We start from the raw sequence: 20,507 nt of genomic DNA on the forward strand, positions 1-20,507 counted from the left end.
CCGGGCCGGTCACCCGCTCTGGCCCGGCCTCACCGCCGGACCCGGGCGCCGGTTGGTCAGCACCAGGGCAGCCCCGGCACCGGCTCGTCGTTGCCGCCGCCGGACAGGTAGACCACGTTCACCCAGACGCCCTTGTTGCCGCTGTCGTCATCGGTCTTGGCCCACCAGTGGTTGCGGTACGCGCCGTCGACCACCTCGCTGCCGGTCGCCTGGCAGTAGAAGTAGTTGGTGCCCGCGTTGAGCGTCCCGGCCCGGACGTCGCCCGCGAAGTACGTGGGCGCGGTCTTCCACACGTTGCAGTTGTACTTGCCGCCGCCGATCCCGTAGCAGCCGCTCGCGGCGTCCGCCGGAGCGGCAGCCCCCAGACCCAGCACGGCGAGGGAGACGACGGCGGAGGCCCCGGCGAGAACCAGCTTCCGAACAGCGAACATCGGTGTTCTCCTTGCGTGTTGACGTACCGTGACATGCGGCGGAACCGGCCCGGATCCCTTCCGGGACCCCCGGTGCTTCCGCCTCCACCAGGCAACCACCACCCCGTCCCGACCGGTACCTGACATCCGTCAGGGTGGCGGCAGGGGCGGAGCCCCGGACCGCGGGGTCCGGGGCTCCACCGTTGCCGCCGTCGTTCAGGAGACCAGGCGGGCCATCCCCCCACCGCCCGCGTCCACCCCGCCACTCGGCTTGGGAACGGCGAAGGGCGGCGTGTCCTGCCGGCAGACCGTCCCGGCCGGCGGGAGCGTCCCGTCGACGAGGTACCGGCTCTCGTACGCCCGGACGCAGCTGCTGGGGTTGAGCAGCGCGGTGTGCCCGAAGCCCTCGTTGGTGAGCAGCCGGGCGTCGGCCAGCGCCGCAGCCATGTCCTGGGAGTTCGAGTAGGGCGTGGACGGGTCGAAGGTGGTGCCGACGACCAGGACGGGATGCGCGGTGGGCCGGTCCCACGGCCCGGTGTACCGGTCGGCGGCCTTCGCCGGCCAGGTCGCACACGGCTCGGCGGCCCAGGTCCAGTGCCGCCCGACGTCACCCGTGCGGGCGGCACTCGCCTCCTCCAGTGGGTGGTAGACGGCCGGGTCCCGCGGATTGGGCGTGTCGCCGCACGCGACCGCGATCGCCTGCTCCTCACCCAGGTACGGCACCGGAACCGGCGGCGCGGGCGGAGCCGTGGGCGGCTCCGGGAGTCGGCCCTCCCACAGTGCCTGGAGTCGGCCGGCCAGGTCCGTCCAACCGGGGTGGACGATGTAGAGGCCGTTCACCACGTCGGAGACGGTCGCGGCGTACGTCCACGGCCCCACCGGCTGCGCCCGGAGCCGCCGCAGCAACTCGTCGTACTTGGCCCGGGTCGCCTCCGGGTTCCCCGCCGAGAACGCGCAGCCCGCCTGGCCGGCGGACCCGCACAGGGTCAGGAAGCGCTCCAGGGTGGCCGCCGCCGAGCGGTCCGAGCCCATGCGCAGGAAGAGCGGCAGCTCGGCCCGGTCGTTGTTGTCATTGGTCCAGGCCTGCGGGGCGATGTTGCTGTCCAGCACCAGCGCACGCACCCGGTCGGGGAACAGGTTGGCGTAGGTGGCACCGAGGATCGTGCCGTAGGAGATGCCCAGGTAGCTCAGCTGCCGATCACCCACCGCCGCACGCAACCGGTCCAGGTCACGGGCGCTGTCCGCGGCCGACACGTGCCGCAGCAGCGCCGGGTCGATCCGCTCGCACCGCCGCCCCAGATCCTCGTACGCGGCGATCCACGCCGCCCGCTGCTCCGCGCCCACCGGGAACCCGGCCGGCTTGGTCGCCGCCCACGCGGCCGCCTCCTGCGGGTCGGCGAAGCAGTTCACCGCCGTACTGTGGCCGACTCCGCGGGGGTCCCAGCTGACGATGTCGAAGCGTTCCCGGACCTCCTTCGGGAACGCCTCGTAGTTCTGCGGGAACTGGACCGTACCGGGCCCGCCCGGGCCGCCCGGGTTGAAGAAGAGGGTCCCGATGCGGTGGCCCGGTCCGGTCGCCGGGTGCCGGACGACCGCCAGGTCGATGAGACGGCCGCCGGGGTCGTCGTAGTCCAGCGGCACCTCGGCGGTCGCGCAGTCGAACGCACTTCCCGACTCGCACGGGCGCCAGTCCAGCGTCGTCGGTGCGGGCTCCGGGGGTGGCGGCATTCCGTCGGCCGCGACCAGGCCGGCGCCGGCCAGTACCGTCGAACAGGCGGCGACCGCGGCGACTGCCGCGAACCAGCGGCGGCGGGGTGCGGGGGAGCCGCCGCGTATGCGGGTGATGGGCATACTCCGTCAATCCTCCTTGAACGGCTGAGCGGCCGTGCCCGGCCGTCCCGGCCTCGGTCCGCACGCCCGTCCACGTCACCCCGCCCACCGCCCACCCGCAACCGACCGCCTCCGAACGGCCCACCGCGCCCCTGGCGCGGCCGACCGGTTGTGTCCCCGGTGTGGCCGGCCGCCGCCGTGGCTCGGCGTCAGCGGCGGCCCTGGCGGTGGGCGGATTCGAGGGCCTGGAGGAGGACGCGGGAGCTGAGCGGGAGCCGGCGGACCCGGATGCCCGTGGCGTGGTGGACGGCGTTCGCCACCGCGGCGGCCGTGCCGACGATCCCGAGCTCCCCGATGCCCTTGGCGCCCGGCGGGTTGAGGTGCGGGTCGTCCTCGTCGATCCAGTACGCGTCGACCCGCGGGACGTCCGCGTTCACGGCGACGTGGTACGCCGCCAGGTCCCGTTCGGCGTGGTCGCCGAACGCGGGGTCCATGGTGGACTCCTCCAGCAGGGCCATCGAGGCGCCCATCACCATGCCGCCGACCAGCTGGGAGCGGGCGGTCGGGGGGTTGACGATCCGCCCGGCGGCGAACACGCCGAGCAGCCGCCGCAGCCGGACCTCCCCGGTGTCCACGTCCACCTGGACCTCGGCGAACTGGGCCCCGAACGCGTGCCGGGCGTAGGACTGGTCGAGGGCCTTCACCTCCTCCCGGGTGCTCGCCCGGACCGTGCCGAGCCCGGGTTCGGCCCGCAGGCCGGTGGCGGCCTTGTGGACCGCCCAGCCCCAGGAGGCGGTGCCGCAGGAGCCGCCGGCGAGCGGGGCGCGGGGCAGGTCGCTGCGCCCGATGTCGACCCGGACGCGGTCCGCGGGCACCTCCAGGGCCTCGGCGGCGACCACGGCCAGCGCCGTGCGGGCGCCGGTGCCGATGTCGGTGGCGTTGATGAGGACCCGGTAGGTGCCGTCGGACTCGGCGCGGACCTCGGCGGTGGAGGGCGCGACCAGGGCGGGGTAGGTGGAGGCGGCGACGCCGGTGCCGACCAGCAGCCGCCCCTCGCGGCGGACGCCGGGGCTGGGGTCGCGGTCCGCCCAGCCGAACCGCCGGGCGCCCTCCCGCAGGCACTCCGCCAGGTGGCGGCTGCTGAACCGCCGTTCGGTGTCGGGCTCCCGGTCGGGTTCGTTGCGCAGCCGCAGTTCCACCGGGTCGAGCCCGCACAGCTGGGCCAGTTCGTCCATGGCCGACTCCAGGGCGAACATGCCGGGGCACTCGCCCGGGGCGCGCATCCAGGAGGGGGTCGGGATGTCCTGGGCGACCACCCGGTGGACGGTCAGCGCGGCGGGGGAGCGGTACATCACCCGGGCGGGCACGGCGGTCTGCTCCACGAACTCCCGGACGGTGGAGGTCTGGGAGAGCACCTCGTGGGCGAGGCCGAGCAGCCCGCCGGCCCGGTCGGCGGCCAGTCGGACCCGCTGCACCGAGGGTGCCCGGTGGCCCACCACGGCAGCCAACTGTGCTCGGGGGAGGGAGAGTTGGACCGGCCGGCCGACCTCCTGGGCGGCCAGGGCGGCGAGCACCACGTGCGGGCGCGGGGTGCCCTTGGCGCCGAACCCGCCGCCGACGTGCTCGCTGACCACCAGCACCCGGTCCCGTTCCAGGCCGAAGAGCGCCGCGAGGGTCTCCTGGACGAGGGTCGCGCCCTGACTGGAGTCGTGCACGGTCAGCCGCCCGTCCTGCCACCAGGCGGTGGCGGCGTGCGGCTCCAAGGCGTGGTTGTGCAGCGGTCCGATCCGGTAGACGGCGTCGAGGCGGACCTCGGCTGCCGCGTACACCGCCGCGAAGTCGCCGTGGGCCCGCTGGGCCGGGTGGCCGCCGTTGGCCTCCTCGGGGGTGTAGGCGCGCGGGTGGTCCTCGGTGAGCAGCACGTCGTGCGGCTCCTGCCGGTAGTCCACCCGGATCTCGGCGGCGGCCTGTTCGGCGGCGCGCAGGGTCTCGGCGACGACCAGGGCCACGTACTGGCCGCGGTGCGCGACCTTCGGCGACTGCAGCACGGCGAGGGCGGGGTCGTCCACCGGGTGCAGGCGGCGGGCGGTGCGGTGGGTGAGTACGGCGAGCACCCGCGGGTCGGCCAGGGCGGCGGCGGTGTGCACCGCGGTGACGGTGCCGCGGGCCACCGTGGCCGGCACCGGCACGGCGAACACGCAGTCCGGCGGGTGGACGTCGGCGGCGTACCGCGCGGCGCCGGTCACCTTCTCGCGGCCCTCCAGCCGCCGCAGGTCAGCCATGTCCGCCTCGCTCGGTCAGTTCCACCAGGACCCGGACCATCAGGTTGTGCGCCAGCGGCACCTTGTGGCCGTTGTCGCGCAGCGGGCGGGCGGCGGCCAGTTCGGCCTCCACCGCGGCCGCGAAGTTGGCCTCCTCGGGCAGGGCGCCCAGCAGCAGGTCCTCGGCCGCCCGAGCCCGCCACGGCTTGGGCGCCAGCCCGCCGAAGGCCAGCTTGGCGTCGGCGATCCGCCCCTCGCGGACGGTGAGGCAGACCGCGACGGAGGCCAGCGCGAAGGCGAAGGAGGCCCGGTCGCGGGCCTTGCGGTAGTCCGAGCGGACCTCGGGACCGGCCGGCGGGAGGGCGACCGCGGTGATCAACTCGCCGGGCAGCAGGCGGTTCTCGAGGTCGGGGCGGTCCTCGGGCAGTCGGTACAGGTCGGTGATGGACAGGCTGCGCGGGCCGTCCGGGCCGAGCAGTTCCACGGTGGCGTCCAGGGCGGTGAGGGCCACCGCAAGGTCGGAGGGGTGGGTGGCGATGCAGTGGTCGGAGGCGCCGAGCACCGCCAGGTCCCGGTGGACGCCCTCGCGGGCGGGGCAGCCGCTGCCCGGCTCGCGCTTGTTGCAGGGCTTGGTGACGTCCTGGAAGTACAGGCAGCGGGTGCGCTGCAGCAGGTTGCCGGCGGTGGTGGCCCGGTTGCGCAGCTGCCCGCTCGCCCCGGAGAGCACCGCCCGGGCGACGGCCGGGTACGCCGCGCGGACGGCCGGGTGCGCGGCGAGGTCGCCGTTGCGTACCAGGGCGCCGATCCGCAGGCCGCCGTCCGGCAGCGGCGCCACCCGGTCCAGGGGCAGTCGGCCCAGGTCCACCAGCAGCCGGGGCTGCTCCACGCCGAGCTTCATCAGGTCCACCAGGTTGGTGCCGCCGGCCAGGCAGCGGGCGTCGGGAGAGGCGGCCAGCAGGGCGACGGCCTCCTCGGCGACGGTGGGCCGCAGATAGGCGAACTCCCTCACCCGGCCTCCCCCGTCGGCGCCGAGGGCGGCGTGAGCGCGGCGGCCTCCGCGCGGGCGGCGACGGCCGGCGCGGCGCCGACCACCGCCCGGACGATCGCCGGGTACGCGCCGCAGCGGCACAGGTTCCCGCTCATCCGCTCCCTGATCTCCGCCGGGCTCGGCACCGGACCGTCCTCCCCGGTGGCAAGGCCGGGCCGGCCCTCCCGGATCTCGGCCAGCGCGCCGACGGCCGAGCAGAGCTGCCCCGGGGTGCAGAACCCGCACTGGAAGGCGTCCTCCGCCAGGAAGGCCTCCTGGAGCGGGTGCAGCGTCCCGCCGTCCGCCAAGCCCTCCACCGTCACCACCCGGGAGCCGTCCAGGCCCACCGCCAGCAGCAGGCAGGAGACGACCCGGCGGCCGTCCAGCAGCACCGTGCAGGCGCCGCACTGGCCGTGGTCGCAGCCCTTCTTGGCGCCGGTCAGCCCGAGCCGCTCGCGGAGCACGTCCAGCAGGGTGCACCGGTTGTCCAGCAGCAGCGTGTGCGTCGCGCCGTTGACCTCGATGACGGTCTCGGTCGCGGTGGTACTGAGCACCCGGCACCCCTCTCCGCTCGCCCGTGTCCCGCTCGCCCGTCGCCTGCCTCCGGACCCGGCCGGTGACCGCGCCCGGGGCGTCCCGGTGGCCGGGCGGGTGGCCGGCCGGCGGGGCTCCGACCCCGCATTCCACCCGACCGGCGGGCCCCGGCCGGTCCGCCCCGCCGTACCGCCGCCCGGGTGCAACCCCTACGGCGCAGTGCGCCCGGCCGCCGCCGGCGGACCCGGCCCCGGGCGCCGTCACCCTGCGCAACCGCCGGGCCGGGCGGGGGCGTCCCTGTAGGTGACGACGACGGTTCGGACCGAGGAGGCCGATCATGCGACGTTGGATGATGGTTCCGATGGGGCTCGTCCTCGCGGGCACCGGGGTGGCCGTGGGCCCGGTGACGGCCTCGGCGGCCCCCGCCCCGGCGGCGGTCACCGGCTGCCCGGTCGGTTGGGGCAGCCTGCCCGAGGACCGCTCGGCCGGCGGCGGCGAGCCGCTGACCGGCGTGCGGACCGGCCGGCACCCATGCTTCGACCGGATGGTCCTCGACGTACCGGGCAGCTCCGCCGCCCACCCGGTCGGCTACCACGTGCACTACGTGGACCGGCTGGTGCAGGACGGGTCCGGCCGGCCGGTGGAGATCGGCGGCGGGGCCGTCCTGGAGATCGTGGCGGTCGCCCCCGCCTACGACCCGGAGACCGGCAGCCCCACCTACCCGGCCCGCGCCGGGGCCCCGCTGCCCGGGGTCGACCTGCGCGGCTACCACACCTTCCGGGACGCCAGGTTCGCCTCCAGCTTCGAGGGGCAGACCCAGGTCGGCCTGGGCGTCCGGGCCCGGCTCCCGTTCCGGGTGTTCCAGCTGGACGGTCGGCTGGTCATCGACGTGGCGCACAGCTGGACGTCCACCGTCCGCTGAACCGCCCGGCACACCAACGCAGCTGACAAATCGTCAGCTGCGTTCGGTTTCCCCCGGCACGGGTCTTGCCCGCCGCGCGCACCCCTTCCTACTCTCAGGTATCGCCCCGGCACGCGCGCGCCGCCGAACCCCCTCGCCCACGACCGGGAGCCCTGATGCCCGCATCCCCCGCCCGGCGGCGCTCCGCCTTGCTCGGCGCACTCCTCGCGCTGGCGCTCGCCGCCCCCACCACCGCCCTCGCCGACACCCCGGCCCCGTCCGCCGGGACCCTCACCGCCACCGCCGCCACCGACCTGCGCGACGTCCTGCTGGTCGGCAACGGCCAGGGCGGCACCGTCAGCTTCATCGACGGCCACGGCTTCACCAACCTCGGCTCCTTCGACGCCGTCCCCGACCTCGAACAGCGGGTCGCCGAGATGAACCTCGTCGAACGCGCCGCCTACGAGATCGTCAACGCCGCCCAGGGCTACCGCAAACTCGTCGACGACATCGCCCTCGGACCCGACGGCCGCACCCTCTACGTCTCCCGCGGCGCCCTCTCCGACGCCGTCGCCTTCGACATCCCCACCCGCACCATGCTCTGGCGCCACCGCGTCGTGGGCTTCAAGGCCGACCACGCCGCCCTGTCCCCGGACGGCACCCGGTTCGTGGTCTCCGCCACCACCGCCGCCAAGGCCGAGGTCCTCGACACCGCCACCGGCCGCCCGGTCACCGCCTTCGCCACCGGCACCTACCCGCACGCCAACGACTACTCGCCCGACGGCACCGTCCTCTACAACTCCAGCATCGGCGTCACCGGCCTGCCCAAGGCCCTCGAATGGGCCAAGGGCCCCCGCCAGGTCACCGCCGTCGACGCCACCACCTACCGCCCGCTGCGCACCTACACCTTCGACCACGGCGTCCGGCCCGCCGTCTTCACCCCCGACAACCGCACCATGTACGCGCAGCTCTCCTACCTCAACGGCTTCGTCGAGTACGACCTCGCCGCCGGCCGGATCACCCGGACCGTCCAGCTCCCCTTCAGCGACAAGGCGGCCCGGCTCGGCCCCGACGACTACCCGCAGAACTCCGCCCACCACGGCATGGCCCTCAGCGGCGACCAGACCCGGCTCTGCGTCGCCGGCACCATCGACGACTACACCGCCGTCGTCTCCCGCCCCGGCCTGACGGTGGACGGCTACGTCCACTACGAGCCCGACGCCCTGCCGTACTGGACGGCCACCAGCGCGGACGGCCGAACCTGCTTCGTCTCCCTCGCCAACCGGGACCAGATCTCGGTCGTCGACTACGCCACCGCCACGGAGATCGCCCGCATCCCCACCGGCCGCTTCCCCCAGCGCCAGCGCCTCGGACGGATCACCCCGACCGCCCTCGCCGCCCTCAGCCCCCGCAACGGCTGACCGGCCCCGCCAGGCAGCGCTCCGGCCCCCGGGCCGGCCCGCGGAGGGTCGGCCCGGGGGCGGGTCGGTGTGGTCGGTGTGGTCGGTGTGGCCGGTTCGGGGGCGGTCCGGTGTGGCTGGGCCGGGGGCGGGGGACGAGCGGCGAGACTGGGGGCGACAGCCGACCGACCGGCGGCGGACCGCGGCACCGGACGCGTCCCCGCCCCGCCCGCCCCGGAGGCCCGCCCTGCACGAGGCCGCCACCCGCCCCACCACCAACGGGCCCGCACCCGCCGGCCCGGGCCGCGCCGGATGACCGGCGGACAGCCGCCCGCCCCGCGCCCCGCCCTGCGCGAGCGGCTGAAGCTGGCGGCCGTCGCGGTGTGGCAGCGCGGCCGGGAGATCGAACTGCTGCACCGTTCGATGGCCTTCGCCGCACTCTGCTTCGTCACCCTGATCCCGCTGCTCATCGTGATCGCGGCCGCGTCCCGGACCCGCGGCAGCGGCATCGCGGACTGGATCATCGACGGCCTCGGCGTCTCCGGCCGGGCCGGCGACGCCGTCAGAGAGCTGTTCTCCTCCCGGCACGAGGTGCTGAGCACCACCACCGGTCTCGGCCTCGCCGCCCTCGCGGTCTTCGGGATCTCCCTGATGGCCGCCGTGCAGAACGCCTACGTCCGCATCTGGCGGGTGGACCAGGCCGCCTGGCGGGGTGTCTGGCGCCAGGTCGTCGGACTCGCCGGGCTGATCGCCTACATCCTGGCCGGGGCGTGGAGCGCCGCCCCCTGGCACCCCGCCGCCGCCCGGACCGCGTTGCGGGTGGCGGCCACCCTCGGCGGCGGGGTGCTGTTCTTCTGGTGGCTGCAGCACCTGCTGCTGGGGGCCCGGGTGTCCTGGCGCAAGCTGCTGCCCGGGGCGGTGGCCACCGTCCTGGCCCTGGCCGGGCTGCGGATCTTCTCCCGGCTGGTGTTCGCGCCGCTGATCGTCTCCAACGCGGTGTCCTACGGGCCGGTCGGCACGGTGCTGGTGGTGCAGTCCTGGCTGATCGGGGTCGGCTACACCGTCTACGGCGGCGCGCTGTTCGGGCACGCGCTGCAGTCGCCCACCCGGACCCGCCGCCGGCGCGGGCCGCGCTGAGCGGGGTGGTGGTTTGTCCGCTCTCCGGGCGTAGATGTGTACATGACCGGTGGCTGCGGTGAAGGCCCTCTGGAGGAACCGTGCCGCGGGGCGTGCCCGTTCGCCGGACGGGTAGCCCGCCAGGACGGGCCCGCCGGTCCGTGCCCGGCCCGTGTCCAGCGGGCGCGGGGCCGAGCCGAAGGGAAGCCGATGCCCGACGCGTTGACCTGTCCGCTGGCCGTCCACGTACTCAACAGCCCCTACCCGGATCTGCCGCTCCCCGCCGAGCTCCGCTTCGACCCGGACCACCCGTACGAGGTGTGCCTGGCCTTCCCCGCCCCCGACCCGGTGGCCGAGGAGGACGACCGCAGCTGGTACTTCGGTCGGGACCTGCTGGTGGAGGGCTGCGAGGCCCCGGCCGGGCAGGGGGACGTCCAGGTCGCCCCGGCCGACGAGGGCCGGACGGTGATCAGCCTCAGCGGGGTGGACGGCACCGCACTGATCTGCGCCTCCACCCCCCGCATCGAGGTCTTCCTCCGCCGCTCCCTCGCCCTGGTCCCGGCCGGCTCGGAGGCCGGCCACCTCGACCTGGACACCCTCCTCGACCGCCTCCTGGAAGCCGGCTGACGCCGCCCCCGGCCGTGAGTGCGGCGGTCCGCGTCCCGGCTGTCAGGGGGCGGCGGGGAGTTGGACGGACTGGCCGTGGTGGAAGACGTTGTGCGGGTCCCAGGTCCGCTTGACCTGCTGGAGGCGGGGGTAGCCGTCCTTGTAGTACAGGCGGGGGTAGGCGGGGGAGGGGTCGGTCGCCAGGCCGAGGTCCACGTCCGGGTAGTTGACGTAGCAGCCGTCGGTGCCGCGGTCGTGCGCGGCGTCGCTGACCTCCGGCACCCCGCCGGTGGCCGCGTACACGTCGCGGTAGAAGTCGCACAGGTAGGCGAGGTGGAGGTCGTCCTCGGCCGGGTCGGTCCAGTAGGTCTGGTACTGGAGCTTGAGGATGGAGTCCCGCTGCGGCACGGCCGTGGCCGACGGCTCGACCGCGTTGACCCGGCAGCCGTAGGAGTCGACCTGGAGCAGGGTCTGCGACATGTCGGCGCCGGGCACGTCGGTGGTGAGCCAGCGCCAGCACGCGGCGATCTCGGCGTCGGTGAACGGCTTGCGGTGGTAAGCGGACTTGTACTTGCCGCGCTGGTTGGGGCCGGAGCCGTTGAGGGTCTGGGTGGCCTGGAGCCAGGGCATCCGGCGGCGCTTCTCCGGGAAGGGCAGCGCGGGGCCGGCCAGGCTGCGGGTCGGCACCGTCGAGCGGACCGACAGGCCCTCCTCCAGGGTGCGGAAGAACGCGTCCAGCGGCGTGGGGTCGGCGCCGTCCCACTGGCAGGTGACGGCGAGCTCCCCGGCGGCCCGGTGGCTGAGCTTCAGCAGGGTGAACAGGCCCTGGTAGACCTCCTCCCCGGGGGAGCTGTGGGCGGCGAAGAACGCGCCGTAGTTCCGTACCAGGCGGCCGAAGTCGGCCTCGGTGAGGCCGTCCCAGGGGAAGGCGGCGCTGCCGAGCCAGACCTGGGCCGGCGGCTCGGGGATGGTGTCGGCGAAGTAGTACCGCAGGATCAGGCCGAAGTTGCCGCCGCCACCGCCGGTGTGGGCCCAGAACAGCTCGGCGGTGTCCGACCCGGGCGGGTCCGCGCGGTGCGCCCGGACCACCTGGGCGAAGCCGTTGCGGACGGTGACCATGTCCACCTGGACCAGGTGGTCCACGGTCAGCCCGTGCCGCCGGGACAGCAGCCCGTACCCGCCGCCGCAGATGTGCCCGCCGGCGCCGACCGAGTAGCAGGAGCCGGCCGGAACGGTCCGCCCGAACTCCCGGAAGAGCGTGGTGTAGACGTCCCAGTTGGTGGCCCCGCCCTCCACCACGTACGCCGGGCGGAGGTACTTGTCGGCGCCCGCGCGGACGCCGCGCATCAGGCTCAGGTCGAGGATGGCCCCGCCGGTGTTCTCCACGAAGTCCTCGTAGCAGTGGCCGCCGCCGCGGACGGTGGGGCGCAGTCCGGCCGCCAGCACGCGGTCCACGGCGGCCACCGCGGAGAGCTCGTCGCGGATCAGCTCGATGTACCGCGGCTCGCTGGTCCACCGCTGGTTGAAGCCCTGGCTGAGCGTCTGGTACCGCGGGTCGTCCGGGCCCACCCGCTCGCCGGCCGCCGCCGCGTCCGGTGCCCCGTCCTGCGGCTCCCCGCCCTGCGGGGTCCCGTCCCCCAGGGCTTCCGCCGCCTCGGCGCGTCCGGCCGCGCCCGCCAGCCCGCCCAGCGCCGCTCCGGCCGACACCGCCCCGACCCCACCGAGGAATCCGCGGCGCGATACGTCAGCTCCCATGTGCCCAGCTCTCCTTGCTCCGTCGGCCACCCGGCGACGAGGGCGTCCGCAGGCGAAACATCCACTGTTGCGGGCAAGTTAGCATTCCGTCAGGTTTTGCCGCGGTACGCCCGATTCCTCCGCGTGGCCACTCCCGGCCCGGCGGGTGTTACGGTCGCGGTCGGCGCGGGGAGCGGGGCGCGATCCGTCACGAAGCGGCGCACACCCGCCGGTCGCGCGCCCAGCCCCCGGATCGCGTACAGGAGCAACAGCCTTGACCCGTACCACCCCGCCCCGACCTCTCGACGTGGCGGCGGCCTTCCCCGCGCTCGGCCCGTACCGCCGGGAGGCCGTCCGGCTGCATCCCCGGCAGGGGGACCCGGGGCCGCGGGACAGCTCCCTCGGCGGGCCGCTGTGGTGGCCGGCCGCGGAGCCCTGGCCACTGTGCTGGGAGGTCCACCCCGCCACTGCGGCCGGTGGGGCCGTACCGCTGGTGCCGGTGCTCCAGCTGTTCGCCGCCGACCTGCCGGAACTCCCCTTCCCCGCGGGCTCGGACGTGCTGCACGTGCTGTGGTGCGCGGTCGGGCACCCGGACGGGCCCGGCCCCGAGCCGCTGCTGTCCTGGCACCACAGCTCGGCGGGCTCGGGGGAGTGGGCCGTACCCCGGCCACCGGTGGGCGCGGTGGAGCACTACCTGCCCGTTCCGTGCGTGCTGCACCCGGAGCGGGTGTCCGAGTACCCGGGCTGGGACCTGCCGGAGGAGCTCGACGACGCGTTGGCACCGTGGTTCGACCGGCTGGAGGAAACGATCGGCTGGTCCTACGAGGAACACCTGTCGGTGGCCGACGGCGTGAAGGTCGGCGGCTACCCGACCTGGGGCCGGGACCCGCAGTGGCCCGACTGCCGCGGGTGCCGGCGGCGGATGGAGCACCTGCTCACGGTCGGCAACGCCGAGTTCGACGGCGGGACCTGGCGGAGCTGGCTGCCCGTCGAGGACACCCCCGCCACCGGCACGGTCTGGGACCTGCCGGTCGAGCAGTGCGACCGGCTCCGGAACCCGTCGGGGCTGAGGATCGGCGACCTGGGGGCCGTCCACCTCTTCACCTGCCCGCACTGCCCGGACCGGCCGTACGCCCACCGCTTCGGCGCCTAGCTGTAGCCGGTCGTTCGCGGCTGGTGTCCTGCGCCCCCGACGGGTTGAGGGTGCGTCAGGGTGCGGCCCTATGATGTGATCATGATCGAGGGGAAGCTGACCAGGCTGCGGGCGCTGCGCGCGGAGGATGCCGAGGACCACCTGCGGTGGCGGAACGACCCCGAGGTGGTGAAGTGGTCGGCGGCGGGGGACCCGTGCTTCGGGCCCGTCACGGCGGAGGCCATCGGGCTCACCTTCGACGCGCTGCTGCGGCTCGTCCCGCGGGAGGCGGCCGTCCTCACCGTGGAGGACCGCACCGACGGCCGGGTGATCGGGATGGCCGACTACCGCGACCTCGACCCGTACGCAGGGGTGGCCACCCTCGGGGTGACCATCGGCGAGCCGGAGTTCTGGGGCCGCGGCCACGGCTCCGAGGCTCTCGGCCTGCTGGTGGACCACCTCTTCGGCGCGTACGGGCTGCGCCGGCTGGAGCTGGACACCTGGAGCGGCAACGAGCGGGCCGTCCGGGCGTTCGGCAAGCTCGGGTTCCGCGAGGAGGGCCGCCGCCGGGAGGCCGTGCTGATGGGCGGCGAGCGGTACGACCGGGTGCTGTTCGGCCTGCTGCGCTCCGAGTGGGAGGCCGCCCGGGGCTGAACCCCGGGGGCGCGGGCGGTCAGGAGGCCGGGCGGGAGTCCTGGAGGACGCCGACCTTGTCGATCCGGTGCTCGGGGTTGCCGTTGGCGTCCCGCCAGCGGTTGCCGGCGGCGTTGTCCTCCGGGGTGGCACAGGTCGAGATCGTGATCATCGGCCGGACCGCCGGCTCGCCCGGCCGCCCCGGAACGGCCGCCCGCTGCTCCGCCAGCGACTGCTCGGAGCGGAACGAGGTGCTCCGGGTGTCGGTGATCACGTACTCGTACTCGGTGCCGCCCAGGGTGACCAGGACGATGTCGCCGTTGCGCACCGCGGGCAGCCGGTTCAGCGGGCCGCCGGCCGAGAGCCGGTGGGCGGTGACCAGGTAGTTGCCCACCTCGCCCGGGCCCACGCCGCCCCCCGGGCCGTACGGGCTGGCGCCCACGCCGCCGTCCTGGATCCGGGTACCGGCCCGGTCGTCGGTGGTGCCCTGGTAGGGGACCACCCGGAGGCCGCTCAGCCCGATCGAGGGGATGGCGAGCGTGGCGGCCTCGGTCCGGGCGTCGGCGGTGTCCGGGGCGGAAGGGGTCGCCGGGGCCGCTGGGGCCGAGGGTGTCGCGGGGGCCGCCGAGGTCGGCGGAGCGCTCGTGGACGGCTCGGCCGGGGGCGAGGCCGGGATGGACGCCGGGGTCGAGGCCGGGGCGGAGGCCGGCGTGGAGGTCGTGGCCGCCGGACGGTCGGCCGTCGGGCCGCCGCCGCTCGCGCAGCCCGCGAGTACGGCGAGGGCCGCGCCGGCGAGCGCGGTGGCGAGGATGCGCGGTGCGGACATCGGGGACGTTCCTGCGGGTCGGACGGGTGGGACGGGCCGGACGGGTCGGGCGCGGCCCATGGTGCCTCGCCGGACCCGGTCGGCGACGGGTCGGAGGGCCGTGACCGGCCGAATGTTCGCTTCTTGTGATGTTCGGCTGCTGTTCGGCGGCCGGAGGCCCCGGTCCGAGGCCCTGCTCCGAGGTCCCTATCCATGCTGGCCCCGGGCGGTGGCGGGCTCCCGTTCGGGCGGATGAGTCCGCGACCCGCCCCGGGGCGCCGCCGGGCCTCCGGGCGTTCCGCGGGCGAGGATCGCCGGGTGACCGCTGAGACCGCAGGCGGGCCGCGGCCGGCCGGCGAGCGGCACGCCTCCTGGACCGAGCTGTTCTTCGACCTGGTCGTGGTCGCGGGTGTGCTGCAGCTCTCCCACCTGCTGCACGACGGTCCCGCGCCGGGCGACCTCGCCCTGTACGCGCTGCTCTACCTGGCGTTCTGGACCACCTGGGTCTGCTTCACCGTCTACGGCAACATCGAGGCCCGCCAGGAGTGGGACCCGAGCCTGGTGGTCGCGATGCTCGGCCTGGCGGTGATGGTCGCCGCCGTGCCGGACATCCGGACCGAGCACGCCGTGGCGTTCGCCGTCTCGTACGTGGTGCTGCGCTGGCTCGGCGGCCGGGCTTCGACGGCGTCACCGTCACCACCTCGTACTGACCCGCCCCCGCACGCCCGCACGCCCGCACGCCCCGCACCCGCGGCCCCGTGGACCCGACGGTCCGCGGGGACGCCCGCGCGGCCGACGGGTGTCGGCGCTGTCGGTGCCCCCGGCTACGGTCGGGCCGCATGAGACGGCCATGGCGCAGGGCATCCCGCCCCTCCCCGCTGGACCCCTTGCGGGCGGACCCGACCGGCCGCGCCCTCGGGCTCGACCTGCCGCCCGGACGGCTCTGCCACGCGACCCTGCACGGGCGGTCGGCGGTGCCGCTGATGTGGTGCTCGGACACGCCCGCCGAGCCCGGGCAGTGGGCCCGCCTCGCGGCCGCCACCCGGGGCACCGGCCGGTACCCGCTGCTGCTCGGCGGCGGCACCGGCTACGAGCGCGGCCCCCGCGAGGAGGTGCCCTGGCGCGGCCGCCTCGCCCCGCGGTTCGTCACCGACCCGGACGCCTTCGACGCCGACCGGGTGCTCGCCGAGGCCTGGCCCCGGTACGTCCCGGACGACGGCGAGGACGAGCTGGACGACCGGGGCCGCCCGCTGACCCTCGCCCCCTTCGGCCCGCGGTGGCCCGGCCCGGCCGCCCCTTGCGCCCTCGCCGGCACCGACCCCGAGGCCACCGCCGCCGACCTGGCCGACGCCCTGCTCGCCGCCGGCACCCTGATCCACCCCCGGCTCGGCCTCGCACCCGCCCCCCGCGGCGCCGACGTGCTCACCGCCGTCGGCTGGACCGGCCAGGTCAACCTCCACACCGACCCCGCGCCGTACACCGCCGTGCTGCGCCGCTGGGAGGACCGGTACGGCGCCCGGCTGATCGCCCTCACCGACGACACGCTGCACCTCTCGGTGGCCGCGCCGCCCCGCACACCGGAGCACGCCCTGGCCCTGGCCGCCGAGCACTTCGCCTTCTGCCCGGACGGCATCCTGCAGGGCAGCGGCACCCTGGCCGCGTACGCCGCCGAGGCCGTCCTCGACCAGCCCTCCTGGTGCTTCTGGTGGGACTGACCCGTACGCCGCCGCCGTCAACCTTTCACCCGCAGACCTGCCGGTAGGCCACCGACGGGAGGTGCTCCGCCCACTCCTGCCGGGTCAACCCCCGCCCGGCCGCCCGGCACAGCCCGTCGGCGGCGGCCCGCGGGTCGAGCGGCCACCGGACGATCCGGCCGTCCTCCGCGCCGGAGAGCAGCGACCCGTCGGCGGTGAAGGCCAGGGCGCGGACCCGGGCCGTGTGCCCGGTCAGCATCGCCCAGCGGGTGCCGTCGGCCACCTCCCAGACCAGGACCGCGCCGTCGTCCCCGGCCGCGGCGAGCCGGCGTCCGTCCGCGCTGAACGCCAGGGCCTGGACCGCGCCGCCCGGCCCGTCCAGCCGGGCCCGGACCTGCCCGGTCCGACCGTCCCGCAGGAGCACCGTCCGGCCGTCGCCCGCCGTGGCCAGCAGGCCGCCGTCCGGACCGACGGCCAGCACCTGGACGGCGCCCTGACCGGTGTCCTCCCGGCTCAGCACGGCCCCCGACCCGGTGTCCCACACGGTCAGCCGCCCGGACGGGCCGACCCCGAGCAGCCGGCCGCCGTCCGGGGCGAAGGCCACCGAGGTGACCAGCCGGGACGGGTACCGGGAGCCGACGTCCACCGGCGCGGCCGGGTCGCGCACGTCCCAGGCGAACAGGCCGAGCGCGGCGACCGCCAGCAGCCCGCCGTCCGGGGAGAAGGCCACCGAGGTCGCCGCGCCGAACCCGAACGGCCCGAGCGCGTCACCGATCCGCCGGCGCCCGGCCACGTCCCACAGCACCACCCGCCGGTTGCGGGTCACCGCCGCCAGCAGCCGCCCGTCCGGGCTGAAGGCCACGGCCGCGACCTCGTCCGGGTGGCCGTCCAGGACACCCAGCGGCCGTCCGGTCCGGTCCCACAGGCGCACCGCCCGGTCGCTGCCCGCGCTCGCCACCGTCGTCCCGTCCGGACTGACCCTCAGGTCGGCCACCCGCGCGCTGAACCCGCCGAACGGCTCCTCGGCCAACCGGTGCACCACGATCGAGCCGTTGTACCCGGCCGACGCCAGCACCGTGCCGTCCGGGGTGAGCGCCACCGACACCGTCTCGCTGCGCCCGCGGTCCGGGTACGAGCCGAGCCGGACGCCGCTGCGGTAGTCCCACAGGTGCACCGTCCCGGCCTCGTCCGCCACCGCGATCCGGTCGCCCGCCGGCGCCGACAGCGACCAGGCGTAGGAGCCTGCCAGGGCCGGCGGCGCCACCGACACCGGCTCAGGACCGCCGAGGTCCCACAGGCTCAGCCCCCGGTCGTCGGCCGAGGCGGCCAGGACCCGCCCGGCCGGACCGAAGGCCAGCGTGTCCGCCCCCGCCGCCGGCAGCCGGGCCACCAGCGCGCCCGAGACGGCGTCGAAGACCGCCGGGCCCTCGCCCCCGGAGACCGCGGCCAGCAGCCCGCCGTCCGGGCTGAACGCCAACGAGGTGACCGCCGCCCCGCCCGGCCGCAACACCGTCCGCCGACCGGTCGCCGGCTCCAGCACCAGCACCGAGCCGCCCTCCGCGGCGACCGCCACCCGCTCGCCGTCCGGGCCGAGCGCGAACCCGCGTCCGAGACCGGGCTCGGTCAGCCGGAACGTCTCGCGGCGCTCCGCCACGTCCCACAGCACCACCGAGCCGCTCGCGCCGTCGATCCCGTTCGAGGCGATCAGCCGCCCGTCGGCGCTGAACCGCACGTGCTGGACGAGGCCCTGACGGCCGCCCAGTTCGGCCACCGCGGCGCCGGTGGCCGGATCCCACAGCCGGACCGATCCGTCGCCGCCGCCGGAGGCCAGCAGCGTCCGGTCCGGGCCCAGCTCCACCGAGTACACCGGCACCCCGGGCGTGCCGAACTCCGTACGGCGCGGCGCCGCCGCCGCGCTCAGCACCGCGCCCCGGGTGTCGGCGTCCGACCGCAGCCCGTCGGCGGCGACCGCCAGCAGCCCGGCCAGCGTCCGCTCCGCCGCCGGCAGCGACCGCGACCGCAGCGCCAACTCGGCCGCCAGCGCCGCGGTCTGCCGCCGCCGGGCGTCCTCCCGCTGCCGGAACACCACCGCCCCGCCCAGCAGCGCCAGCACCAGCAGCACCGCGGTGCAGGCGGTCAGCCGCTGCAGCACCCGGGTCCGCCGCCGGGCCGCCCGCTCCTCGGCCGCCTCCCGTTCGACCCCGGCCCGCAGGAACTCCGCCTCGCCGGCGTTCGCGTCACCCGGACGGTCCGCCGCCCACGCCAGCGCGGCCTGCAACTGCGCACCCCGGTACAGCGCCCCGGGATCCCGGCCGAGCCCCTGCCAGGCCTGGGCCGCGCCGGTCAGCCGCCGGTGCACCAGCAGGCTCGCCCGGTCGTCGGTCAACCAGCGGTGCAGCCGCGGCCAGGCCCGGATCAGCGCCTCGTGCGCGAGCTGGACGGTCCCGCCGTCCAGCACCGCCAGCCGCGCCTCCGACAGCGCCTCCAGGACCCCGTCGACCACCTCCGCCGCGGCGAGGCCCGCGAGTTCGGCCCGGTCGATCGGCCGCCGGGTGTCCACCGTGCCGTCGCCGAGCGCGGCCAGCCGGAGCAGCACCCGGCGGGCGACCTCCTGCCGCGGCCGGCCGAGCCCGCCGTACACCGCCTCGGCCGTCTGCGCGAGCGCCCCCCGGACCCCGCCGCACGCCCGGTACGCCGCCGCCGTCAGCCCGTCGCCCTCCCGCTGCCGCCAGGTCTCCCGCAGCGCGTGCGACACCAGCGGCAGCGAGCCGGGTTGCTCCGCCGCGTCGGCCAGCACCACGGCGACCAGCTCGGGATGCGCCCGCAGCCCCGCCGCCTCGGCCGGCCGCTCCACGATCTCCCGCAGCTCCTCGGCGGACGGCGGGCCCACCAGCAGCTGCGCCTCGCCCCCGAGCGCCTCGGTCAGCCGCGGATGGCGGGTGACCCGGCCGAGCAGGTCGGCCCGCACCCCCAGCACCACGGTCGTGCGCCGGCCGGGCCCCAGCGCGGCGTCCAGCAGCAGGTCGACGAAGCGGGCGGCCTCGGCCTCGTCGGCGCACAGCGTGAAGACCTCCTCGAACTGGTCCACCACCAGCAGCACACGGGTCCCGGCCGGTCCGGTGGCCAACGCACCCCGGACGGCGATGTCCAGCGCCGCCGGATCCCGCGCCAACTCCTCGTGCAGGGCGGCCGGATCGCCGCCGGACAACTTCGCGATCCGGTCGGACAACTCGCCCAGCGGGTGCGCGGTCGGGGTCATCAGCACCGTCCGCCAGCGGTCGGCCCCGGCCGGGTCCGCCTCCAGCGCACCCACCAGGCCCGCCCGCAGCAGCGAGGACTTCCCGCTTCCGGACGCCCCGAACAGGCCCACCAGCGGCAGCCGTTCGACCCGCTCGCGAAGGCGCTCGGCGATCCGGGTCCGGCCGAAGAACAGCCCGGCGTGCTCCGGCTGGAACACCGCCAGCCCCTGGTACGGGCACGGGTGCCCGCCCACTGCTCCCGGGGCCCCGCCCGGCCCTCCGCCCGCCACCTCGCCCCCGGCCGCGGCCCCGGCCTCCGCCGCGGCCGCGTCCCAACGGGCCCGCCAGTACGCGCCGTCACCGCCGCAGGCCGCCGCGTACGCCAGGGTGACCTCCAGCGAGGGCAGCCGCTGCCCGGTGGCCGCCTCGGCGAGGGTGCTCGCGGAGTAGTGGACCCGCTGCGCCATCGCCCGGTACCCCGGGCGGCCGGCCTGCTCGCGCAGGCGCCGCAGCTCCCGGGCGAGGGCCGCCGCCGGGCCGCCGTCCGGATCCAACGGCTTCTCCGGACGACCCACACCGCACCCCCGTTGACCAGCGTTGTCTGTCCGGTCCCGGCTCCCCTGCCGGACAACTTCCGGGCCGATTAGACATGGTGCCGCGGCCGCTGTCCAGGCCGTCAGGACCCTTCCACGAAGGAGAGTTGCCATGCGCACCACCCTCACCCGACAGGCCCGCAGGGCGTCCGTGCTCGGGGTCGCCGGGCTCCTCGCGGCGCTCGCCGTGCCCGCCCTCGCCGCCCCCGCGGAGGCCGCCCCGGCCCCGGCGCCGGCCGCGGTCACGGCGACGTACCGGGTCACCACGTTCGCCACGGCGAACGGCTACAACTACACCGACTGCCTCACCTACGGCTGGCACGCGCGCTGCAAGCTGCGCGGGTACCTCAACGCGCAGCAGAACTACGTGTACTGCAAGAAGTGGGGCGACGAGGTGCGGGACTCCTCCGGCAACTACAACCACTGGTGGCTGAAGACCGACCTGGACACCAACCTCTGGGGCAGCGGGCCGGCCTACGTCTCGGCCTACTACCTGTCCAACTGGGGCAACGACGAGGCGAAGGACGACTGGGGGAACGCGATCCCCACCTGCTGACCGCAGGGAGAGGGGCCGGGCCGACACGGGGCGGCC

17 protein-coding genes are annotated in these 20,507 nt (G+C 76.1%); 9 read left to right on the plus strand and 8 right to left on the minus strand.

The genetic code is table 11. The annotated features are described in order from the left end of the window. Window positions 1-56: 56 nt before the first annotated feature. The 5 genes from ABWK59_RS31755 to ABWK59_RS31775 all read right to left on the minus strand — a co-directional run bounded on the left by ABWK59_RS31755 (window position 57) and on the right by ABWK59_RS31775 (window position 6,082). The gene (locus ABWK59_RS31755) at window positions 57-431 is read right to left on the minus strand and encodes a hypothetical protein (protein ID WP_354644109.1); all 375 of its coding nucleotides are present in this window, start codon (window positions 429-431) and stop codon (window positions 57-59) included. A 195-nt stretch (window positions 432-626) separates the two neighbouring features. Beyond that, on the minus strand, window positions 627-2,261 hold the full coding sequence (locus ABWK59_RS31760; RefSeq protein WP_354644110.1) for an alpha/beta fold hydrolase: 1,635 nt from the start codon (window positions 2,259-2,261) through the stop codon (window positions 627-629). Between the two features lie 188 nt (window positions 2,262-2,449). Continuing rightward, window positions 2,450-4,522 (minus strand): xanthine dehydrogenase family protein molybdopterin-binding subunit, encoded by a 2,073-nt coding sequence (locus tag ABWK59_RS31765; protein WP_354644111.1) that lies wholly within the window; start codon window positions 4,520-4,522, stop codon window positions 2,450-2,452. Then, complete coding sequence (locus tag ABWK59_RS31770) at window positions 4,515-5,510, minus strand: FAD binding domain-containing protein (protein ID WP_354644112.1); 996 nt, start codon at window positions 5,508-5,510, stop codon at window positions 4,515-4,517. The genes ABWK59_RS31765 and ABWK59_RS31770 overlap by 8 nt, the downstream gene beginning before the upstream one ends. Further along, window positions 5,507-6,082, minus strand: a complete 576-nt coding sequence (locus ABWK59_RS31775) for a (2Fe-2S)-binding protein (protein ID WP_420492880.1) — start codon at window positions 6,080-6,082, stop codon at window positions 5,507-5,509. The genes ABWK59_RS31770 and ABWK59_RS31775 overlap by 4 nt, the downstream gene beginning before the upstream one ends. Window positions 6,083-6,399: 317 nt before the next feature. On the opposite strand from ABWK59_RS31775, the gene ABWK59_RS31780 reads away from it, so the two are divergent. The 4 genes from ABWK59_RS31780 (at window position 6,400) to ABWK59_RS31795 (ending at window position 10,106) form a co-directional block, all read left to right on the plus strand. Further along, the gene (locus ABWK59_RS31780) at window positions 6,400-6,984 is read left to right on the plus strand and encodes an AMIN-like domain-containing (lipo)protein (RefSeq protein WP_354644113.1); all 585 of its coding nucleotides are present in this window, start codon (window positions 6,400-6,402) and stop codon (window positions 6,982-6,984) included. Between the two features lie 155 nt (window positions 6,985-7,139). Further along, entirely contained in the window at window positions 7,140-8,384 is a 1,245-nt protein-coding gene (locus tag ABWK59_RS31785) for a YncE family protein (protein ID WP_354644114.1), read from the plus strand. Window positions 8,385-8,675: 291 nt separating this feature from the next. Then, window positions 8,676-9,500 (plus strand): YhjD/YihY/BrkB family envelope integrity protein, encoded by an 825-nt coding sequence (locus tag ABWK59_RS31790; RefSeq protein WP_354644115.1) that lies wholly within the window; start codon window positions 8,676-8,678, stop codon window positions 9,498-9,500. A 189-nt stretch (window positions 9,501-9,689) separates the two neighbouring features. Next, complete coding sequence (locus tag ABWK59_RS31795; RefSeq protein ID WP_354644116.1) at window positions 9,690-10,106, plus strand: SsgA family sporulation/cell division regulator; 417 nt, start codon at window positions 9,690-9,692, stop codon at window positions 10,104-10,106. A 42-nt stretch (window positions 10,107-10,148) separates the two neighbouring features. Here ABWK59_RS31795 and ABWK59_RS31800 read toward each other — a convergent pair whose 3' ends face one another. Beyond that, window positions 10,149-11,840 (minus strand): FAD-binding oxidoreductase, encoded by a 1,692-nt coding sequence (locus ABWK59_RS31800; RefSeq protein ID WP_354644117.1) that lies wholly within the window; start codon window positions 11,838-11,840, stop codon window positions 10,149-10,151. A 253-nt stretch (window positions 11,841-12,093) separates the two neighbouring features. Between ABWK59_RS31800 and ABWK59_RS31805 the strand changes: the two genes are divergently transcribed. Both ABWK59_RS31805 and ABWK59_RS31810 read left to right on the plus strand, forming a co-directional pair. Then, window positions 12,094-12,972, plus strand: a complete 879-nt coding sequence (locus ABWK59_RS31805) for a DUF1963 domain-containing protein (RefSeq protein ID WP_354644118.1) — start codon at window positions 12,094-12,096, stop codon at window positions 12,970-12,972. Window positions 12,973-13,053: 81 nt separating this feature from the next. Further along, entirely contained in the window at window positions 13,054-13,605 is a 552-nt protein-coding gene (locus ABWK59_RS31810) for a GNAT family N-acetyltransferase (protein ID WP_354644119.1), read from the plus strand. Between the two features lie 19 nt (window positions 13,606-13,624). Here ABWK59_RS31810 and ABWK59_RS31815 read toward each other — a convergent pair whose 3' ends face one another. Next, window positions 13,625-14,410 carry a sortase domain-bontaining protein gene (locus tag ABWK59_RS31815; RefSeq protein WP_354644120.1) on the minus strand — a complete coding sequence of 262 codons (786 nt, stop codon included), beginning with the start codon at window positions 14,408-14,410 and terminating at the stop codon, window positions 13,625-13,627. A 297-nt stretch (window positions 14,411-14,707) separates the two neighbouring features. On the opposite strand from ABWK59_RS31815, the gene ABWK59_RS31820 reads away from it, so the two are divergent. Next, window positions 14,708-15,232, plus strand: a complete 525-nt coding sequence (locus ABWK59_RS31820) for a low temperature requirement protein A (protein WP_354644121.1) — start codon at window positions 14,708-14,710, stop codon at window positions 15,230-15,232. After that, the gene (locus ABWK59_RS31825; RefSeq protein WP_354644122.1) at window positions 15,229-16,104 is read left to right on the plus strand and encodes a DUF4253 domain-containing protein; all 876 of its coding nucleotides are present in this window, start codon (window positions 15,229-15,231) and stop codon (window positions 16,102-16,104) included. Before ABWK59_RS31820 ends, ABWK59_RS31825 begins: the two co-directional genes overlap by 4 nt. 25 nt (window positions 16,105-16,129) lie before the next feature. Here ABWK59_RS31825 and ABWK59_RS31830 read toward each other — a convergent pair whose 3' ends face one another. Continuing rightward, complete coding sequence (locus ABWK59_RS31830) at window positions 16,130-19,876, minus strand: hypothetical protein (protein WP_354644123.1); 3,747 nt, start codon at window positions 19,874-19,876, stop codon at window positions 16,130-16,132. 151 nt (window positions 19,877-20,027) lie between these two features. Here ABWK59_RS31830 and ABWK59_RS31835 point away from each other — a divergent pair, with 151 nt between their 5' ends. Then, complete coding sequence (locus ABWK59_RS31835) at window positions 20,028-20,471, plus strand: hypothetical protein (RefSeq protein ID WP_354644124.1); 444 nt, start codon at window positions 20,028-20,030, stop codon at window positions 20,469-20,471. Window positions 20,472-20,507 lie beyond the last annotated feature (36 nt).

It is taken from the genome of Kitasatospora sp. HUAS MG31, assembly GCF_040571325.1.
In the GTDB taxonomy this organism is placed as follows: Bacteria; Actinomycetota; Actinomycetes; order Streptomycetales; family Streptomycetaceae; genus Kitasatospora; species Kitasatospora camelliae.